Annotated in this window: 20 protein-coding genes; 10 read left to right on the top strand and 10 right to left on the bottom strand. The window is 74.8% G+C overall.

Annotated elements, in window-relative coordinates; translation table 11 throughout:
- The 4 genes from ECOMGDLI_RS28025 to ECOMGDLI_RS28010 all read left to right on the top strand — a co-directional run.
- Positions 1–863, top strand: an 863-nt coding sequence (locus ECOMGDLI_RS28025; RefSeq protein WP_088320137.1) for an FAD/NAD(P)-binding oxidoreductase, incomplete at its 5' end; no start/stop codon positions are given.
- Entirely contained in the window at positions 863–1,285 is a 423-nt protein-coding gene (locus tag ECOMGDLI_RS28020; RefSeq protein WP_088320136.1) for a DUF1641 domain-containing protein, read from the top strand. The genes ECOMGDLI_RS28025 and ECOMGDLI_RS28020, both read left to right, overlap by 1 nt.
- A 5-nt stretch (positions 1,286–1,290) precedes the next feature.
- The gene (locus ECOMGDLI_RS28015; RefSeq protein WP_088320135.1) at positions 1,291–1,605 is read left to right on the top strand and encodes a TusE/DsrC/DsvC family sulfur relay protein; all 315 of its coding nucleotides are present in this window, start codon (positions 1,291–1,293) and stop codon (positions 1,603–1,605) included.
- A gap of 89 nt (positions 1,606–1,694) precedes the next feature.
- On the top strand, positions 1,695–2,237 hold the full coding sequence (locus tag ECOMGDLI_RS28010) for a DsrE/DsrF/DrsH-like family protein (protein ID WP_088320134.1): 543 nt from the start codon (positions 1,695–1,697) through the stop codon (positions 2,235–2,237).
- Here the strand turns inward: ECOMGDLI_RS28010 and ECOMGDLI_RS28005 are convergent.
- A complete protein-coding gene (locus tag ECOMGDLI_RS28005; RefSeq protein ID WP_143447989.1) occupies positions 2,230–3,261 on the bottom strand; it encodes a hypothetical protein in 1,032 nt (343 codons plus the stop codon). The two genes, ECOMGDLI_RS28010 and ECOMGDLI_RS28005, sit on opposite strands and share 8 nt — an antisense overlap.
- A 139-nt stretch (positions 3,262–3,400) precedes the next feature.
- On the opposite strand from ECOMGDLI_RS28005, the gene ECOMGDLI_RS28000 reads away from it, so the two are divergent.
- Positions 3,401–4,441: a DUF4240 domain-containing protein gene (locus ECOMGDLI_RS28000; RefSeq protein ID WP_158221190.1), complete on the top strand. Its 1,041-nt coding sequence runs from the start codon at positions 3,401–3,403 to the stop codon at positions 4,439–4,441.
- Positions 4,442–4,466: 25 nt separating this feature from the next.
- Here ECOMGDLI_RS28000 and trmB read toward each other — a convergent pair whose 3' ends face one another.
- The 3 genes from trmB to ECOMGDLI_RS27985 form a co-directional block, all read right to left on the bottom strand.
- Positions 4,467–5,228: a tRNA (guanosine(46)-N7)-methyltransferase TrmB gene (trmB, locus tag ECOMGDLI_RS27995; RefSeq protein WP_233153657.1), complete on the bottom strand. Its 762-nt coding sequence runs from the start codon at positions 5,226–5,228 to the stop codon at positions 4,467–4,469.
- A gap of 47 nt (positions 5,229–5,275) precedes the next feature.
- Positions 5,276–5,893: a TetR/AcrR family transcriptional regulator gene (locus tag ECOMGDLI_RS27990; protein WP_088320130.1), complete on the bottom strand. Its 618-nt coding sequence runs from the start codon at positions 5,891–5,893 to the stop codon at positions 5,276–5,278.
- Positions 5,894–5,989: 96 nt separating this feature from the next.
- Positions 5,990–6,496, bottom strand: coding sequence for a helix-turn-helix domain-containing protein (locus ECOMGDLI_RS27985; RefSeq protein WP_198955244.1), 507 nt, complete (start codon positions 6,494–6,496; stop codon positions 5,990–5,992).
- 59 nt (positions 6,497–6,555) lie between these two features.
- Here ECOMGDLI_RS27985 and ECOMGDLI_RS27980 point away from each other — a divergent pair, with 59 nt between their 5' ends.
- Positions 6,556–7,995: an MFS transporter gene (locus tag ECOMGDLI_RS27980; RefSeq protein WP_088320128.1), complete on the top strand. Its 1,440-nt coding sequence runs from the start codon at positions 6,556–6,558 to the stop codon at positions 7,993–7,995.
- Here the strand turns inward: ECOMGDLI_RS27980 and ECOMGDLI_RS27975 are convergent.
- Both ECOMGDLI_RS27975 and ECOMGDLI_RS27970 read right to left on the bottom strand, forming a co-directional pair.
- Positions 7,962–8,888, bottom strand: coding sequence for an aminomethyltransferase family protein (locus ECOMGDLI_RS27975; RefSeq protein ID WP_158221189.1), 927 nt, complete (start codon positions 8,886–8,888; stop codon positions 7,962–7,964). The genes ECOMGDLI_RS27980 and ECOMGDLI_RS27975 overlap by 34 nt on opposite strands.
- Positions 8,792–10,384, bottom strand: coding sequence for an FAD-dependent oxidoreductase (locus ECOMGDLI_RS27970; protein ID WP_088320126.1), 1,593 nt, complete (start codon positions 10,382–10,384; stop codon positions 8,792–8,794). Before ECOMGDLI_RS27970 ends, ECOMGDLI_RS27975 begins: the two co-directional genes overlap by 97 nt.
- Positions 10,385–10,569: 185 nt before the next feature.
- Here ECOMGDLI_RS27970 and ECOMGDLI_RS27965 point away from each other — a divergent pair, with 185 nt between their 5' ends.
- Positions 10,570–10,962 carry a DoxX family protein gene (locus tag ECOMGDLI_RS27965; protein ID WP_088320125.1) on the top strand — a complete coding sequence of 131 codons (393 nt, stop codon included), beginning with the start codon at positions 10,570–10,572 and terminating at the stop codon, positions 10,960–10,962.
- Positions 10,963–10,990: 28 nt separating this feature from the next.
- Here ECOMGDLI_RS27965 and ECOMGDLI_RS27960 read toward each other — a convergent pair whose 3' ends face one another.
- A complete protein-coding gene (locus ECOMGDLI_RS27960; protein WP_088320124.1) occupies positions 10,991–11,857 on the bottom strand; it encodes an aldo/keto reductase in 867 nt (288 codons plus the stop codon).
- Positions 11,858–11,987: 130 nt separating this feature from the next.
- On the opposite strand from ECOMGDLI_RS27960, the gene larC reads away from it, so the two are divergent.
- Both larC and ECOMGDLI_RS27950 read left to right on the top strand, forming a co-directional pair.
- Positions 11,988–13,229 (top strand): nickel pincer cofactor biosynthesis protein LarC, encoded by a 1,242-nt coding sequence (gene larC / locus ECOMGDLI_RS27955; protein ID WP_088320123.1) that lies wholly within the window; start codon positions 11,988–11,990, stop codon positions 13,227–13,229.
- 4 nt (positions 13,230–13,233) lie between these two features.
- Positions 13,234–13,953, top strand: coding sequence for a VOC family protein (locus ECOMGDLI_RS27950; protein ID WP_088320122.1), 720 nt, complete (start codon positions 13,234–13,236; stop codon positions 13,951–13,953).
- A gap of 10 nt (positions 13,954–13,963) precedes the next feature.
- On the opposite strand, the gene larB is transcribed toward ECOMGDLI_RS27950, so the two are convergent.
- Positions 13,964–14,665, bottom strand: a complete 702-nt coding sequence (gene larB / locus ECOMGDLI_RS27945) for a nickel pincer cofactor biosynthesis protein LarB (RefSeq protein WP_088320121.1) — start codon at positions 14,663–14,665, stop codon at positions 13,964–13,966.
- Positions 14,658–15,521, bottom strand: coding sequence for an ATP-dependent sacrificial sulfur transferase LarE (locus ECOMGDLI_RS27940; RefSeq protein WP_088320143.1), 864 nt, complete (start codon positions 15,519–15,521; stop codon positions 14,658–14,660). Before ECOMGDLI_RS27940 ends, larB begins: the two co-directional genes overlap by 8 nt.
- A gap of 137 nt (positions 15,522–15,658) precedes the next feature.
- Between ECOMGDLI_RS27940 and ECOMGDLI_RS27935 the strand changes: the two genes are divergently transcribed.
- Positions 15,659–16,312 (top strand): bifunctional 2-polyprenyl-6-hydroxyphenol methylase/3-demethylubiquinol 3-O-methyltransferase UbiG, encoded by a 654-nt coding sequence (locus ECOMGDLI_RS27935; RefSeq protein ID WP_088320120.1) that lies wholly within the window; start codon positions 15,659–15,661, stop codon positions 16,310–16,312.
- On the opposite strand, the gene ECOMGDLI_RS27930 is transcribed toward ECOMGDLI_RS27935, so the two are convergent.
- Positions 16,313–17,011, bottom strand: coding sequence for a TetR/AcrR family transcriptional regulator (locus tag ECOMGDLI_RS27930; protein ID WP_198955242.1), 699 nt, complete (start codon positions 17,009–17,011; stop codon positions 16,313–16,315).
- Positions 17,012–17,029: the final 18 nt, after the last annotated feature.

The following is a 17,029-nucleotide window of genomic DNA, read 5'->3' as shown; positions in this document are numbered from 1 at the left end:
TCCACGAGTTCTACACGTACGAGGGCGCCGTGGCGCTGGCCGAGAAGCTGAAGACCTGGCAGGGCGGCCGGCTCGTCGTCCAGATCGTCGAGATGCCGATCAAGTGCCCGGTCGCACCGCTGGAGTTCACGTTCCTCGCGGACGCCTTCTTCACCGAGCAGGGCCTGCGCGACCAGGTCGAGATCACCTACGTCACCCCGCTCGAGGGGGCGTTCACCAAGCCGGTCTCGAGCAAGTACCTCGGCGACATGCTCGACGAGCGCAAGGTGGCCCTCGAGGCCGACTTCATGCTCGAGCGGATCGACCCCGACACGAAGACGCTCGTGTCGTACGACGAGCGGGAGATCCCGTTCGACCTGCTCGTCACGGTCCCGATCAACATGGGCGCCGACTACGTCGCACGCTCGGGGCTGGGCAACGAGCTCAACTACGTCCCGGTCGACAAGCACACCCTGCTCTCCAAGGCGCACGACAACATCTTCGCGATCGGCGACGCGAGCGACATCCCGGCGTCCAAGGCCGGTTCGGTCGCGCACTTCTCGATGGACCTGTTCCCCGACAACTTCCTGCGCCACGTCGCGGGTCTGGAGATGACGGGCAAGTTCGACGGGCACGCGAACTGCTTCATCGAGACCGGCCACGGCAAGGGCCTGCTCATCGACTTCAACTACGAGACCGAACCCCTGCCCGGCAAGTACCCGCTGCCCGGCGTCGGCCCCTTCAGCCTCCTCAAGGAGACCGAGATGAACCACTGGGGCAAGGTGATGTTCCGGTGGATCTACTGGAACGTCCTGCTCCCGGGCAAGGAGCTGCCCGTCCCGGCCCTCATGTCGATGGCCGGCAAGCGACAGGAGGACGTGTGATGTCCGCTCCCGCAACGGTTCCCGCCACGATGCCGGACGAGACGGCGCGTCTGCTGCACGACGGCCTGGACGGCATCGCCGACCGGCTCGCCGGTATCGAGGAGACCCTGCGCAGCGAGCGCGAGGCCCGCGAGCGCTGGCGCGACCTGCTCGCCGAGCTCACGTCGCTCACGGGCGCCGGCATGAACTCCCTGTCCGACGTCATGGCGGCGGCCGAGAGCCGCGGCTACTTCTCCGCCGCCCGCTACGGCGCGGGCGCCGTCGACCGCTTCGTCAGCACCCTCGACGCGACGCCGGACGCACCGGCGCCGTCCACCCTCGCCCTGCTCCGCAGGCTGCGGGACCCCCAGGTCCGGCGAGGACTCGGCCGAGCCCTCGACCTCCTCGACGCCCTCGGCGCCGACAACACCGCGAAGGACTGAGCACGATGCCCGTCACGACCCTCAACGGCAAGTCCGTCCACGTCAACGAGGAAGGCTTCCTCACCGAGTACGACGAGTGGGACGAGTCCCTCGCGGCCGTGCTCGCCGAGCAGATCGGGATCCAGCTCACGGACGCGCACTGGAAGGTCATCCGCTTCCTGCGCGAGGACTTCAAGGCCCAGGGCGAGACCGCGACCACGCGCCGCGTGCAGCAGGTCGGCGGCGTGCCGGTCAAGGAGCAGTTCGCGCTCTTCCCCAAGAAGCCCGGCAAGAAGATGTCCTACGTCGCGGGCCTGCCCAAGCCGCACGGCTGCGTCTGACCTCCGCGCCGAGCGCGCAGCAGACCCGTTGCGCCGCAGGCGTACCGACCCGAACCCCGTGAACCGACAGCACCGGACGGAGCTCCGTCATGACCACCACCGACACCACCCCCGCCGAGCAGGTCGCCCCCATCGTCCCGTCGTTCGGTGACGACGAGACGGACCGCAAGCTCGCCATCATCTGCTCCAAGGGCAACCTCGACATGGCCTACCCGGGCCTCATCCTCGGCAACGCCGCCCTCGGCGAGGGCATCGAGACCCACCTGTTCTTCACCTTCTGGGGCTTCGACATGATCATGAAGTCCCGGATGCACGACCTGCAGTTCAGCCCGGCGGGCAACGCCGCCATGCACCTGCCCGGCAGCGACCGGCACATGCCGCAGGCGCTGGCCCCGGCGATGACCGGCATGGCGACCAAGATGCTCAAGAAGCAGATCGCGGACCTCGGCGTCCCCGAGGTGCCCGACTTCCTCGACCAGATCGTCGCCGCCGGCGGTCACCTGTGGGCGTGCCGGCTCTCCGCCGACATGATGAAGATCGCCGAGGAGGACCTCCGCGACGACGTCGAGGCGATCATCAGCGCCGCCGACTTCATCGAGAAGACCGAGGGCGCTCAGCTGCTCTTCATCTGACGGCGGGCTCGCCGCGGCGAAGCCGCACCGTGCCGGCGTCCAGGTCGACGTCCGTGACGTGCAGCCCGGCGGCCCGCCAGGCCTTCGACTGCGCGGTGCGGTCGCCGGTCCACCAGTCCGGTGACCGGCGGGCCGCGGCGGGCAGCCCGCCCGTCACCGCGGCGTCGACGTCGGCCAGGCGCAGCCGCACCGTGCCGCCGCGGCGGCCGGCGAGCAGGGTGAAGAGCGGGGCGTACTTCCCGGTCGGCGGTTCCACGAGGGGCGGTGGGCCGTCGGCCGGGAGGCCGGTCGTCCCGTCGGGCCCCGTACCCTCCGGTGCGGCGCCCCCGTCGGCAGGTAGCCCGACGAGCCGGACGACGGCCGCGGGCTCCCCGGGCGCGGCGTACGCCGAGCGGGTCCGCGCGATGACCCCCTTGGCGGTCAGGGCGTTCCCGGCGGCGCCGACCGCGGCACCGATGCCGAACGGCGCGAGCCGGCCGAGCACGTACAGGCCCTGCCGGGCGCCGAACCGCGTGAGCAGCCACGTCTCCGCCGTCCGGTTGACGTCCTCGACGGCGGCGTCGGGCAGGGCGGCGAGCCGGTGCCCCCACCCGTCGGTGCCGCCGTCCGCGCCGGCCGGCACGAGCCGGACGGCCTCGTCCCCCAGCAGCGCGAGCAGCAGGAGCGCACGCCGTCGCGGCAGGTCGCTCACCTGCGCCCCGGCGACCTGGGCCGCCGCGAGCGTGAAGAGCGCCGTCCCGTCGAGGAAGGCCACCGTCTCGGCGACGCTCAGCCCGACCGCGACCCCGGTGCCGACGCCCGGCACCGACGCCGCACCGCCGACGACCGCACCCGCGCCGGACGTCGTCGCCAGGTAGTGGCTCTCCAGCGCCGCCAGGAGGTGCGCGTCGGCGTCCGGCGCCCCGTCCTGCGTCGTCGCCGCACGCACCTGCGCGACATAGGCGCGCAGAGCGCCGTCCTGGACGTCGATCGCCCGGTCGACCCATCCCGTCACGTGCTCGCGCACCGACCGCCTGCCGAACATGACCACCACTCCCACCCCGCGTGATCGACTTCCAGCCAGGCGATTGAACCACGCGCGGGGGGCGCCGGGACGGGATCCGGGCAGGGGACACCCGCCGGGCGGACCCGCAGCGGCCGAGGGCGTGCCAGGATCCTGCGCCATGGACAACCGCACCTTCTGGGACATCCTCGACAGCAGCCGCGAAGGTACCGACGGCGACCTCGAGGCCCAGAGCGCGAACCTCGTCGCCCTGCTCGACGCCCTGCCCGTCGAGGAGGTCGTCGGCTTCGACGCCCGCTTCGTCGAGGCGAACCTGGCGCTCTACACGTGGGACATCGCCGGCGCCGGCACCGTGCTGCTCGGGTGGATGAGCGACGACGTCTTCACCGACCTGCGGACGTGGGTGGTCGCCCGGGGCCGGGCCGTCCACGAGCGCGTCCTCGCCGACCCGGACAGCCTCGTGGACGTCGACGTCGAGGACCTCGAGGCGGTCGGGCTGGCCGAGGAGCTCGCCTACGCGGCGCACGGGGCCTACGAGTCCCGGACCGGCCGCGCGCTGCTCGACGACCACCCCGAGCAGCACCTCGCCGAGCCGAGCGCGCCGCCCGCCGGCGAGGCCTTCGACACGGCGGACGACGCCGAGCTGCGCCGGCGGTACCCGCGACTGGCCGCCCGCTGGCTCTCCGCGGACGGCCCGCTGCCGGGGCAGCTGCCCCGTGGCCTGCGGGCCGCCGAGGAGGCCCTCACCGGGCCGGACGACCAGGACGACGAAGCCCGGCCGCCGGTCTCCCAGGTCCTCGCCGACGCGGTCGCCCGGTACGGGCTCACGGTGGCCTTCGTCAGCGAGACCTCGACCGACCCGCGGCACCGGGTCGCCCACCTCCTCACCGAGCCGGGGCCGGCGCTGCTGGCCGAGGTCGAGACGCTCGCCGACGCCGGTGCCGCGGCCGAGGCCCTCGAACGGTCGCGGCACGAGCACTCCGACGCCCTCGGCGAGGGTGAGCGGATCAGCACGGTCGCGGGGCTCGGCGACAGTGCGTTCCGACGCACCGGCGACGGGATCACCCTCGTCCGCGCGCGGCGCGGGGCCGTCGTCGTCGAGGTCCAGGTCTCCGCCTTCCTGCCGGACCCCACGATGCCGTCGCCGACCGCGGACGAGATCGCGGCCGCACTGCTCGACCGGTTCGCCGTACCTGACTGACCGGTGCGGCCCGTGAGGCCAGGGGTCAGCCCGCCCGGCGGTACGCGACGAGGTCCCGGACGACGTGCCCCTTGGCCAGCCCCTGGCTCTCGAACCGGGTCAGCGGCCGCCAGGACGGCCGCGGCACGAACCCGTCGGACCCGCCCGCCCCGTCAGACCTGTCAGACCCGTTGCGCAGCAACGGCTCCGCCTCGACGGCGGCGAGCATCTGCGCCGCGTAGGGCTCCCAGTCCGTGGCGCAGTGCAGCCGGCCGCCGAGGTCGTCCGGGCCGTCCGTGCCCGCCGGCCGCAGCCGGGACGCGACGAGCGCGACGAAGTCCGGCGTCACGAGCCGGCGCTTGTGGTGGCGGGCCTTGGGCCACGGGTCGGGGAAGAAGATCCGCACCTCGTCGAGCGCACCCGGGGCCACCCGGTCTCGCAGGACGGGCACCGCGTCACCGACGAGCACGCGGACGTTCGTCAGCCCTGCGTCGTGGGCGTCGCGCAGGAGCATCCCGGCGCCGGCCCGGTGGACGTCCATCGCGAGCAGGTCCCGGTCCGGGTCCGCCGCGGCCATCGCGAGGGCCGCCTCGCCCCGGCCGAAGCCGATCTCCACGACGAGCGGCGCCATCCGGCCGAAGAGCGCGACCGGGTCGAGCGGGCCGCCGTCTGCGTCGACGCCGAGGCGCGGCCACAGGTCGGTGAGCGCGGCCTGCTGACCGGCCCGGATCCGTCCCCGCAGCTTGAACGAGCGGACGGCGGGGTGCTGCCCGGCGTCGTCGACGGCGGGCGGCAGGGGCTGGGGCACGGTCGGTCCTCGGAGGCTGCGGCGGACGGCGTCCTCATTCTGCCCGGTCAGCCCTCACCACCGCGGGCCAGGAGACCGCGTTCCATGACCGCCCCGACCGTGAGGAGCAGGCTGACGAGGTCACCGGGTGCGACGCGGAGGTCGTCGGGCCGGAACGCGAGGCTCACGACGCCGTCCCACATCCGCCACAGCGCGATCGCCGCCACCTCCGGGTCGAGCGCCGGGGTGACGGTGCCGTCGTCCAGGCCTTCGCGGACGAGCCCGGCCAGCCTGCTGTTCTGCTCCCGCACGAGCGCCACGACCTCCTGCCGCGCCGGGGCGTCCTGCGGCGGGAAGGCGAGCAGCCGGAACTCGTGCGGACGCTCGATCGCGAAGGTCACGTAGGCCTCGGCGACCCGGCGCAGCCGCTCCGCGACGGTGCCGGTGCTCGCGTAGGCGGTGTCGAGGTAGGCACGGTGGGCCGTCAGCGCCCGCTCCGCCACCGCCATGAGGACCGCGTCCCGGCCGCCCACACGGTTGTAGATCGTCTGGACGGCGACGTCGGCGCGCTCCGCGACGGCGGCGAGCGTCACCGCGTGCGGGCCGCCCTCGGCGAGCAGGGCCGCCGCCGCGTCGACGACCGCACGCGCGGTCGCCTCGCTCCGCCGGTCGGCTCGTGTTCCCATCCGGCGCAGTGTAAGCCTGTCCATTGTTGGAATACCTTCCAACCTTGGACTATGTTCCAGGCATGTTCACTGACGCCGGCGCCGGCCGGGAGCCGGTCAGGCGGTGCGCCGTCGGGCGACCGACACGGTGACGTCGCCCAGCGCGACCTCGTGCCCGGCCGCGCAGGTGACCGCGACGTGCACCGGCTCGTCGCAACCGGCATGGGCCAGCACGACCGGCGGGCCGTCCGCGTCGGCGAGGTAGCGGTCGCCCCACTGCATGAGCGCGACGGCGGCCGGGGCGAGGTCACGCCCCATGGGCGTCAGCACGTACTCCTGCCGGGTGCGCCGGCCCGGCTCGCGGTACGGCCGGCGGGTGAGCAGGCCCGCGTCGACGAGCCCGCGCAGCCGGGTGGCGGCGACCGCCTCGGTGATGCCGACGCGGCGGGCGAAGTCGTCGAAGCGCCGGGTGCCGTAGAAGGCCTCGCGCATGAGGAGCATGGCCGACCGGGTGCCGACGACCTCGAGCGCCTTCGCGAGGCTGCAGCGGTCGGCGGCCCAGTCGTCCCGTCGGGCGAGGGGGCCGACGAGGGTCGCGACGGGCTCGGCGTCGATCTGGTCCACGCCCGCCATCCTAGCGCTGACTTGTATTCGACATAGTCAGCCGTCTACGGTCTCTGGCTATGGCATCCCCTAGTCAGGCGGGCGTCGGGGCCGGCTCCGGCGCGGCGACGCTCCGGCCGGCCGCGCACCAGGGCACCGTCGTCGCCGTCCTCTCGCTCGCGGCCTTCATGGCCGGCCTCGACCTCTTCGTCGTCAACGTCGCGTTCGACGAGATCGGGCGGGACCTCGGGACCGCCTCGATCTCCGACCTCAGCTGGGTGCTCAACGCCTACGCCGTCGCCTACGCAGCGTTCCTCGTGCCGTTCGGGCGGCTCGCCGACCGCCACGGCCGGAAGGCGACGTTCCTGCTGGGGCTGGGCACCTTCACCCTCGCGAGCGTCGCGTGCGCGGCCGCGCCGGGCGTGTGGTGGCTCGTCGCCGCGCGGACCGTCCAGGCCATCGGCGCCGCGGCCCTGACCCCGGCCAGCCTCGGGCTGCTGCTCACCGCGGTCGCGCCGCAGCGCCGGGCGGCGGCGGTGCGGATCTGGGCGGCGAGCGGTGCCGTCGCCGCGGCCTTCGGGCCCGTCGTCGGGGGCGTCCTCGTGCAGGTCTCGTGGCACTGGGCCTTCCTCATCAACCTGCCGATCGGCCTGCTGGCCCTCCTGACCGCCGTCCTGCGGGTACCCGACTCACGGGACGACGCCACCGCCGCCCCCGACCTGCTCGGCGCCGCGCTGCTCGCCGTGGCCGTGGCCGCCGTCGCCCTCGGGCTCGTCAAGGGTCCGACGTGGGACTGGACGTCCACCGCGTCGCTGTCGACGTTCGCCGTCGCCGCGGTCTGCTCCCTGGCCTTCGTCCTGCGGTCGCGGCGGCACCCCGCGCCGATCCTCGAGTCGGCCCTGCTGCGGGTGTCCTCGTTCGCCTGGACCAACGTCGCGATGCTCGTGTTCAGCGCCGCGTTCGCCGCGCAGCTGCTCGCGACGATCCTGTGGATGCAGCAGATCTGGGGCTACTCGGTGCTGCGCAGCGGGTTGGCCGTCGCGCCGGGCCCGCTCATGGTGCCGGTCTTCGCGGTCGTGGCCCAGGTCGCGGCCCGGCGCTGGAACCCGGGGGTGATCGCGGGTCTCGGGTCGGCCCTCTTCGGCCTCGGCGGTCTCCTCGTCCTCGCGTCGGTCGGCGCCGAGCCCGCGTACGCGGCGCGGCTGCTCCCGGGGTGGCTCGTGGGCGGGGCCGGGGTCGGCCTGGCGCTGCCGACGCTGCTCGCCGCCGGGACGGCCGGGCTGCCGCCGCACCGGGTGACGACGGGGAGCGCGGTGGTCTCGATGACCCGGCAGATCGGCACGGTGCTCGGCGTGAGCATCCTCGTCGCGGTGCTCGGTGCGCCGACCGACGACGACGGGGCCCGCACCGCCTTCGTCCACGGCTGGACCGCGGGCGTCGTCCTGGCGCTGGTCGGTGCCCTGGCCGCGCTGCCGATCCGGGCCGGTCAGCCGCGCACGCGTGAGCCCGTCGGGTCGTAGAGCGGCCGGTCGTGCCGGGTGACCGAGTAGCGCCGATCCATCACCTCGACCTCGAACACGTTCTCCCCCGCAGCGTCCGCGAGGTCCGCCGGCAGGTAGGCGCACAGCACGGTGCGGCCGACGGTGTGCCCGTACCCGGCGCTGCGGACGCTCGCGAGGGTGCCGGTCGGGGTGTGGACGACCATCTCCCCGCCGTGCATCGTCACGTCGGCGTCGGTGCTGAACCAGCACAGCCGGGTGCCCGGTCCGGCGTCCCGCAGGGCCCGCAGCACCGGCCCGGCGAGCAGCCCGGGCTTGTCCGGGCGGACGGCGAAGCCGAGGCCCGCCGCGTACGGGTCGACGTCGGCGGTGACGTCGACGGCCCAGGCGACGTACTGCTTCTCCAGCCGCAGCGACTCCACGGCGCGGTAGCCGACGTCGCGGACGCCGTACGGCGCGCCGGCGGCGAGCACCCGGTCGTAGGCGTCGCGGACGTACTCGCTCGGCAGGTGCAGCTCCCACCCCAGCTCGCCGACGTAGGTGACGCGCAGCGCGAGGGCCGGGGCCTGCCCGACGTCGGTCCAGCGCCCCGTCATGTACGGGAAGCCGTCGTCCGAGAAGTCGTCCGAGCTGATCGACCCGAGCAGCTCCCGCGACCGCGGGCCGCAGACGTTGAGCACGCCGTACGCGCTGCCGACGTCGTCGACGAGGACGCTGCCGTCGTCCGGCGCGTTCTGGAGCAGGAAGGTCACGTCGTGCCGACCGAAGGCGCTGCCGGTGACGAGGTAGAACCGGTCCGCCGAGAGCCGGGTGACGGTCACGTCGGCCTCGATGCCGCCGCGCACGTTGAGCAGCTGGGTGTAGACGACCTTCCCGACCTCGACGTCCAGGTCGCCTCCCGCGACCCGCTGCACAGGGCGAGGGCCCCGGGGCCGCGGACGAGGAACTTCGAGAACGAGCTCTGGTCGACGACGCCGACCGCCTCCCGGACGGCCCGGTGCTCGGCCGCGACATGCTCCCAGGCGTTGCTGCGGCCGAACGTCGGCGTCTCCTCGACCCCGACCTCCCCCGGTGCGAACCAGTTCGCCCGCTCGTAGCCGAACTTGTTGCCGAACACGGCACCGCGCTCGCGGAGCCGGTCGTGGACGGCGCTGCGCCGCTGGCCCCGGGGCGGGATCGCCGCCCGGTTGGGGAACGCGATGTCGTAGTAGTGGCCGTACGACTCGACCGCGGACCGCTCGAGCACCGCGGGGACGTTCTGCGGCGCGCCGAAGCGCCGGACGTCGAAGTGCCACAGGTCCATCCCCGGGTCGCCGTCGACGACCCAGGCCGCCATCGCCTCGCCGGCCCCGCCCGCGGCGGCGATCCCCGCGGAGAACCCGCAGCAGTGGAAGAGGTTGTCGAGGTCCTCGGTGCGGCCCATGAGCGGCTCGGCGTCCGGGGAGAACGGGATCGGACCGTTCACCCACGTGCGGATCCCGAGGTCCCCGAACACCGGGACGCGGCGGGCGGCGGCCTCGGCGAGAGGCTCGAAGCGCTCCTCGTCCGGCGGGAACAGCTCCGGCCCGAGCTCGCGGGGAACGGTGCGCCAGCAGGCCCGCGTACCTTGCTCCCAGCCGCCGACCACGAGCGAGCCGGCCTCCGGCTTGAGGTAGATCCGGGCATCGGGGTCGCGGAACGTCGGCAGGTCACGAGGCAGGTCGTCGGACTTCTCCGTGACGACGTACTGGTGCTCGACCGCGGTGACGGCGACGCTCACGCCGGCCAGCCGGGCGGTCTCGGCGCCCCACATCCCGGTGGCGTTGACGACGACGTCGCACTCGACCCGGCCCTGATCGGTGAGGACCGCCGTCACCCGGCGCCCGGCGCGCTCGAACGACTCGACGCGGCAGCCCTGGACGACGCGCACCCCGAGCGCGCGGGCCCCGGTGACGAACGAGTGCGTGAGCTGGCTCGGGTCGACGTACCCGTCGGACGGCGTCCACGTCGCGCCGTGGACGCGGTCGAGGTCCATGAGCGGGAACAGCTCGTGCGCCTGCGCCGGGGAGGCGAGGTGGATGTCGAACCCGAAGCTCTTGCCCTGGGTGAAGACCCGCTGCAGCTCCTCCCAACGGGCCGCGCTCGACGCGACGCGCAGCCCGCCGACCTCCCGCCAGCCGGTGGCGTACCCCGTCTCCTGCTCGAGGGTCCGGTAGGTCTCGACGCTGCGGCGCATGAGCCGGGTGAGCGTGCTGCTGCTGCGCAGCTGGCCGACGAGCCCCGCGGCGTGCCAGGTGCTGCCGTGCGTCAGCCGGGTGCGCTCGACCAGGAGGACGTCGGTGCGGCCGCGGCGGGCCAGGTGGTAGGCGATGCTCGCGCCGATGACGCCGCCACCCACGACGACGACCTCGCTGCGCTCCGGGAGGGTCATCCGCGCCTCACTTCCGTGGAGGGGCCACCTTCGCCGATGATCCAGGGGCGGGACAAGCACCGGTCACCGCCGCTCCCCGGCCCGCGCCGTCGAGAACGGTGCCGCAGACCCTGACGGCCCCGACGCGGTCCGCCGGACTACGCTCGTGCCTCTCCCGAACCGGAACACCTCGAGCGGAGCACCTCATGTCGTTCCTCGACCGTCTCGGACGGATCGCCGTCGCCGCCCCCTTCGTCTGGCTCGGCGCGGAGGCGGCCGCCGACCCCGGCATCCGGGTGAAGATGGCCGTCGACCTCGGCATCCCGGAGGCCCTGGCCGACAAGGCCGTGCGGTTCAACGGCGCCGCGATGGTCGCGGGCGGCCTCGGGGTCGCGACCGGCATCCTGCCCCGGGCCGCGGCGCTCGGGCTCGTCGGGTCGATGGTGCCGACGACGCTCGCCGGGCACGCCTTCTGGAAGGACACCGACCCGATGGCGCGCAAGATGAACCGGATCCACCTGCTGAAGAACGTCGGCCTCGTCGGGGCGGCGCTCGTCGTCGCCGCGACGGTCGGACGGCGCAGCGCGGCCGAGGACTGATCCCCGGGGCGGGGTGACGGGCCCGGCCTCAGATCGTCATGTGCAGGAACGGCGAGGAGTACTCGTCGTCCCCGGCGAGCAGCGCCTCGGCGGCCTCGACCGGCATCCGGTCCCGCTCGGCCTCGACGATCATCCCGAGCAGCCGGACGTCACCGGCGGTCGCCAGCCCGGTGACCTCCTCGTGCGCGAGCACCCAGGAGACCGCCGCCCGGATCTTCTCGGCAGTGGCCAGCGGCTCGTACCAGGTCGAGTGGGTCTGCTCCGCACCCTCGGGCCAGTTGCGCCGGGAGACGGTCTTGATCGTCATGAGCCCGACGTCCTGGCGACGCACCTCGGCGACGAGCGCCGCGTAGTTCTCCCGGTAGGCGGGGTCGCGCCACAGCACGGCGTTGAGCGGGGTGAGCACCGTCGCGAACGGGAAGCGGCGCAACGCCTCGAGGTGCGTCGCCGCGGCCTGGTCGCCGTGCCCGGTGATCCCGATCTCGCCGACGAGGCCCTCCTCCTTGGCGCGGACGGCGGCCTCGATGGCACCGCCGGCCCCGAGGGCCCGGTCGAGGTCGTCGAGGTCACCGATCGCGTGCAGCTGGAGCAGGTCGAGCCGGTCGGTCCGCAGCCGCTCGAGGGAGCGGTTGATCGACGCCCAGGCGGCCTCCCGGTCCCGGTCGCCGGTCTTCGTCGCGAGGAACACGTCCTTGCGGATGTCGGCCATCATCGGGCCGAGCCGCAGCTCCGCGTCCCCGTAGCTCGCGGCGACGTCGAGGTGGTTGACGCCCGCCGCGAGCGCCTCGCGCACCGAGGCGTCGGCGGTGTCCTGGTCGACGTCCCCCAGCGCCGCGGCCCCGTAGATGAGCACCGAGCTCGAGTGGCCGATCCTGCCCAGCCTGCGGTACTCCACGTCTGCCTCCTCGTGCTGCGGGTGCTGCGGGTGTCGCCCCCGAGTCTGTCAACGCCGGCAGGTGCTGTCATACGCGCAGGGCCGGCCCGCGAGCGGCGGTGACCGTCGGCGCGCTCGCTAGGGTCGGCGTGTGACCCCGACGAAGCGGACGATCTGGCTCGACGTGTCCGCTGGTGTCGCGGGCGACATGCTCCTGGCCGCGCTCGTCGACCTGGGCGCGGACGTCGCGGCGGTCCGCGACGCCGTCGATGCCGTCGTCCCGTCCACGGTCGCCCTCGACGTGTCGACCGTCCGGCGGGCCGGGCTGCGGGCCACGAAGGTCGACGTGCGGTTGCTCGACGCCGCACAACCGCACCGTTCCTGGCGCGACGTCGACGCGCTGCTGTCCGCGGCCGCCCTCGCCCCGGCCGTCCGGGACCGTTCCCGCGCCGTCTTCCGCGCCCTCGCGGTCGCCGAGGCCCGGGCCCACGGCAGCGAGCCGGACGACGTCCACTTCCACGAGGTCGGCGCCTGGGACAGCATCGCGGACGTCGTCGGCACGTGCGCGGCCCTCGCGACGCTCGACGTCGAGCGGGTCGTCGTCGACGAGATCGCACTCGGTTCCGGCACGGTCCGCGGCGCCCACGGCGTGCTGCCGGTACCGGGGCCCGCCGTCCTCGAGCTCGTGACCGGGCACCAGGTCGTGGCGGGCGGCACCGGTGAGCTCGCGACCCCGACCGGGGTCGCGCTCCTCGTGACGCTCGCGGACGGCTGGGGGCCGCTGCCCGCGCTGCGCGTCGTCGGCACCGGCGTCGGCGCCGGCACCCGGGACCGCCCCGACCGCGCCAACGTCGTCCGCGCGGTGCTCGGCACCGCGGCCGCCCCCGCGCGGCCCGCAGGGGACGGCAGGACCGTCGTCCTCGTCGAGACGACCGTCGACGACCTCGACCCGCGGGTCTGGCCGAGCGTCGTCGACGGGCTGCTCGCCACCGGTGCGCTCGACGCGTGGATCACGCCGGTGCTCATGAAGAAGGGCCGGCCCGGGCACGTGCTGTCCGTGCTGGTGCCGGACGCCGACGCGCCCGCCGTCCGGGACCTCGTGCTGCGCAGCACCTCCGCCCTCGGCGTCCGTGAGCATCCCGTCGTCCGGGAGACCCTCGACCGGTCGTGGGCCGACGTCGAGGTCGACGGTGAGACGGTCGCGGTGAAGATCGGCCACCGCGACGGCCGGGTCGTCCACGTCTCACCGGAGTTCGACGCCGCCGCGGCCGCCGCGGCCGCGACCGGGCTGCCCGTCCGCGAGGTGCTCGAACGGGCCGCCGCGGCGGCCGTGAGCGCCGGCCTCACGCCCGGGGCCGCGCTGCCGGACGGCGCCCGTCCGCGTCTACGGTAGGTCCATGTTCCTGGAGAACCTCGTCGTGGACGCCGTGGACCCCGGGCGGGTGGGGCGGTTCTGGGAGGCGGCGCTCGGCGGCGAGACGCTGACCGACGAGCCCGAGGGCTTCGAGACCCGGCTCGAGGTCGAGGGCGGGCCCGTCCTCGACGTGTGCTTCCAGCGTGTCCCCGACCTGCCGTCCGAGCAGCCGCGGCTCCACCTGGACCTCCTGGGCAGGGCGCAGCAGGCGCAGGTGGTCGACCGGCTGCTCGGCCTCGGGGCGCGGCACCTCGACATCGGCCAGCACGACGTCCCGTGGGTGGTGCTCGGCGACCCGGAGGGGAACCCCTTCTGCGTCATGGAGGAACGGGCGGCGTACACCGGTACCGGCCCCGTCGCGGCGCTGCCGCTCGAGGGAGCCGACCCGGACCGGGACGCGGCGTTCTGGTCCTGGCTGACCGGATGGGTCGACGCGGACGGCGTCGCGCCCCGCACCCTGCGCCACCCGTCGCTGCGCGGCCCGCTCCTCGAGTTCTGCCCGGAGCGGGCCCCCAAGGGCAGCGCCAAGAACCGGCTGCACCTCGACGTCCGCCTCGAGGCCGGGGAGGACCCCGACGAGGTCGCCGCGGACGTCGCCGCGCGGGGCGGCCGCGCGCTCCCCCCGCTCGCGCCCGGCCTGCCCTGGCGCCTCTACGCGGACCCGTCGGGCAACGAGTTCTGCCTGCTGCCCGCGCGCACCTGACGCGGGCCGGTCACGGTGCCGCGATCTGCGCCGCGAGATGCCCTGCGCCGTAGCCGTTGTCGATGTTGACGACGCCGATCCCGGGCGCGCAGGCGTTGAGCATCGTCAGCAGGGCGGCGATGCCGCCGAACGCCGCGCCGTACCCGACGGACGTCGGCACCGCGACGACCGGTGCGGCGACGAGCCCGGCGACGACCCCGGGCAGGGCGCCGTCCATCCCGGCGACGACGACGACCGCCCGCGCGGCGCGCAGCGTGTCGAGGTGCCGGGTGATCCGGTGCAGTCCGGCGACCCCGACGTCGACGACGAGATCGGTGGCCCGGCCGAGGTAGCCCGCGGTGAGCGCGGCCTCGTGCGCGACGGGCAGGTCCGAGGTGCCGGCGGCCACGACGACGACCCGGCCGCCGGTCGGCGCCGGCGGCTCGGGCGGCCAGGCGAGCAGCCGGGCCTGCGGCTCCCACCGCGCGTCCGGCAGCACGTCGAGGACGGCGCGGGCGTGCTCGTCGGACGCCCGGGTGAAGAGGGCGACCGGCGGCGCACCGTCGGTCGCCGCGGCCCGGTCCCGCAGCGCGGCCGCGACGACCCGCACCTGGTCCGGCGTCTTCCCCTCGCAGTACACGGCTTCCGGGTAGCCGCGGCGGGTCGCGCGGTCGTGGTCGAGGTCGGCGACCAGGGCCAGCTCCGCGAGCGCGTCGTCGACCGGCTCAGCCACGCCCGACCGCCACCAGCGGCAGCGTGAACGCCCCGGACTGGATCCCGGCGAGGTCGAGCGCGACGAACCGGAACCCGGCCGCGCGGACGGCGTCGAGCACCTGGGTGCGCAGCGGGTCGGCCACCGCGGCCACCAGGTCGGCCGCCGCGACCTCGACCCGGGCGACGTCACCGTGGTGGCGCACCCGGCAGTCCGCGAACCCGAGCCCGCGCAGCCCGGCCTCCGCGGCCTCGACCTGCCGCAGCTTCGCCGGGTCGACGACCTCGTGGTGCGGGATCCGGGAGGCCAGGCAGGGTGCGGCGGGCTTGTCGGCGCAGGGCAGCCGCAGCGCCCGGGCGATCTCACGGACCGCCGCCTTGTCGAGGCCCGCGTCCGCGAGCGGTCGCAGGACGCCGTGCTCCCCGGCCGCAAGCGACCCGGGGCGGTCCGGGCGCCGGGCGTCGTCCGCGTTCTCCCCGTAGGCGACCGCCCGCAGGTCGTGCCGGACCGCGACCGACTCCTCGATCCGGGCGAAGAGCTCGTCCTTGCAGTGGTAGCAGCGGTCGGGGCCGTTGGCGCGGTACGCCGCCCGCTCGCCCTCCCGGGTCTCGACCTCGACGACCGGCACCCCGACGAACGCCGCGACGGCGTGCGCCGCGAGCCGCTCGTCCGCCGCGAGGCTCGGCGACACCCCGAGGACGGCGACCACCCGGGCCGCACCGAGCGCCCGGACGGCGAGCGCGAGCAGCACCGAGGAGTCGACGCCGCCGGAGAAGGCCACCCCGAGCCGGCCGGCCGGCCCGGTCGCCGCGCGCAGCGCGGCGCCGACGTCGTCGGCCGGGCCGGTCCGCGCGCCGAGGTCGGCGCCGGCGTCCATCTGGTCGGGGGTGTCCACCCGGCCACCGTAGTAGCGCTCCCCGACGACGGCAGCGCGTGCCGGGTCGCGCCGCCGGCACGCCGCCGCCGTGGGCCCCGGCTGCTGGCCGGGACGCGCGATCCGCGGTAGCAAGGGGCATGACGCAGACCGAGGACGACGTCGCAGCGGTCTACGACGCGGCCGCCGACCTCTACGCCGACATGTTCCCCTCGACCGGCCCCGAGCAGCCGGTCGACCTCGCCATGGTCGCCCACTTCTGCTCGTTGCTCGCGGCGCAGGGGCCGGACGGGCCGGACGTCCTCGACGCCGGCTGCGGCGCCGGACGGATGCTCCCCGTCCTGGCGGCGGCCGGCTGCCGGGCGGTCGGTGCGGACCTCTCGGCGGAGATGGTCCGGCGGGCCCGGCAGGACCACCCGGGCTTCGAGACCCGGGTCGGCAGCCTCACGGCGCTCCCGTACCGGGACGGGACCTTCGACGGGGTCCTCTCCTGGTACTCGACGATCCACACGCCGGACGAGCACCTCGGTGCGGCCCTCGCCGGGATCCGCCGCGTGCTCCGGCCCGGCGGGTACGTCCTCGTCGCGTTCCAGGCCGGGGAGGGCTCCCGGGACGTGGCGGCGGGCCTGCGCCGGCTCGGGCTCGACGTCGTCCTCGTGCGGCATCACCGCACCCCGGAACGGATGGCGGACGCACTGCGCGACAACGGCTTCGAGGAGGTCGCCCGGCTCGTCCGCGCCCCGGTGCCGCCGGAGTCCGACGACCAGGCCGTCCTCGTGGCCCGGCGGACGTAGTCACCGCGAGCGCGGCGCCCGGACCACCAGCCCCTCGATGAAGGTGTCGATCATGACGCCGAAGATCTGCTCGCCGTCCTCGAGATGCGCGGCCCGCTGCTCGGCGGGCGTCACCCCGGCGCCCGGCGTGCGGGGGCGGGTGTAGTAGCTGCGGCCCATCTCGAGCTCGAACGCCTGCGTCTTCACGGGCAGGGCGAGCACGTCCGCCGTCATGACGATGTGCCCCAGGGTCATCTCGGCGAGCGCCCGCGCGTTGGCGATCGCGGTGTCCTCGTCGTACCCGAGCTCGGCCATGTTCGCGAGCATGTGCGCGACGCTCGCCGCCTCGGCGGCCCCGCCGGTGAACCGGGACGCCACGGCCCGGGCCAGGCCCGGACGCCGCAGGTACGAGCGGCGCAGGGTCCAGCACATCCGGCGCAGGTTCTCCACCGGGGCGTCGCCCTCGACGTAGGAGTTCATCGACTCCTCGAGCATGACGTCGGCCATGGCGAGGAGCAGCTCGTCCTTGTTGCGGAAGTGCCGGTACACCGCGCTCGGGTCCGCGTCGAGCTCGCGGCCGAGCCGGCTCATGGTGATCTCGTTCATGTCGTCGGCGTCGACGACCCGGAACGCCGCCTCGAGGATGAGCTCCCGGGACAGGAAGTTCCGCACCCCGGTCTGCTTGCCGCCGGTCCTGTTGCCGCCGGTCCTGCCGCTCACGTCGACCGGCCCCGTCGG

It is taken from the genome of Kineosporia sp. R_H_3, assembly GCF_002198675.1.
GTDB lineage: Bacteria > Actinomycetota > Actinomycetes > Actinomycetales > Kineosporiaceae > R-H-3.
The sequence above is the reverse complement of the archived record's forward strand: the minus strand, read 5'-3'. Positions and strand labels throughout refer to the sequence as shown.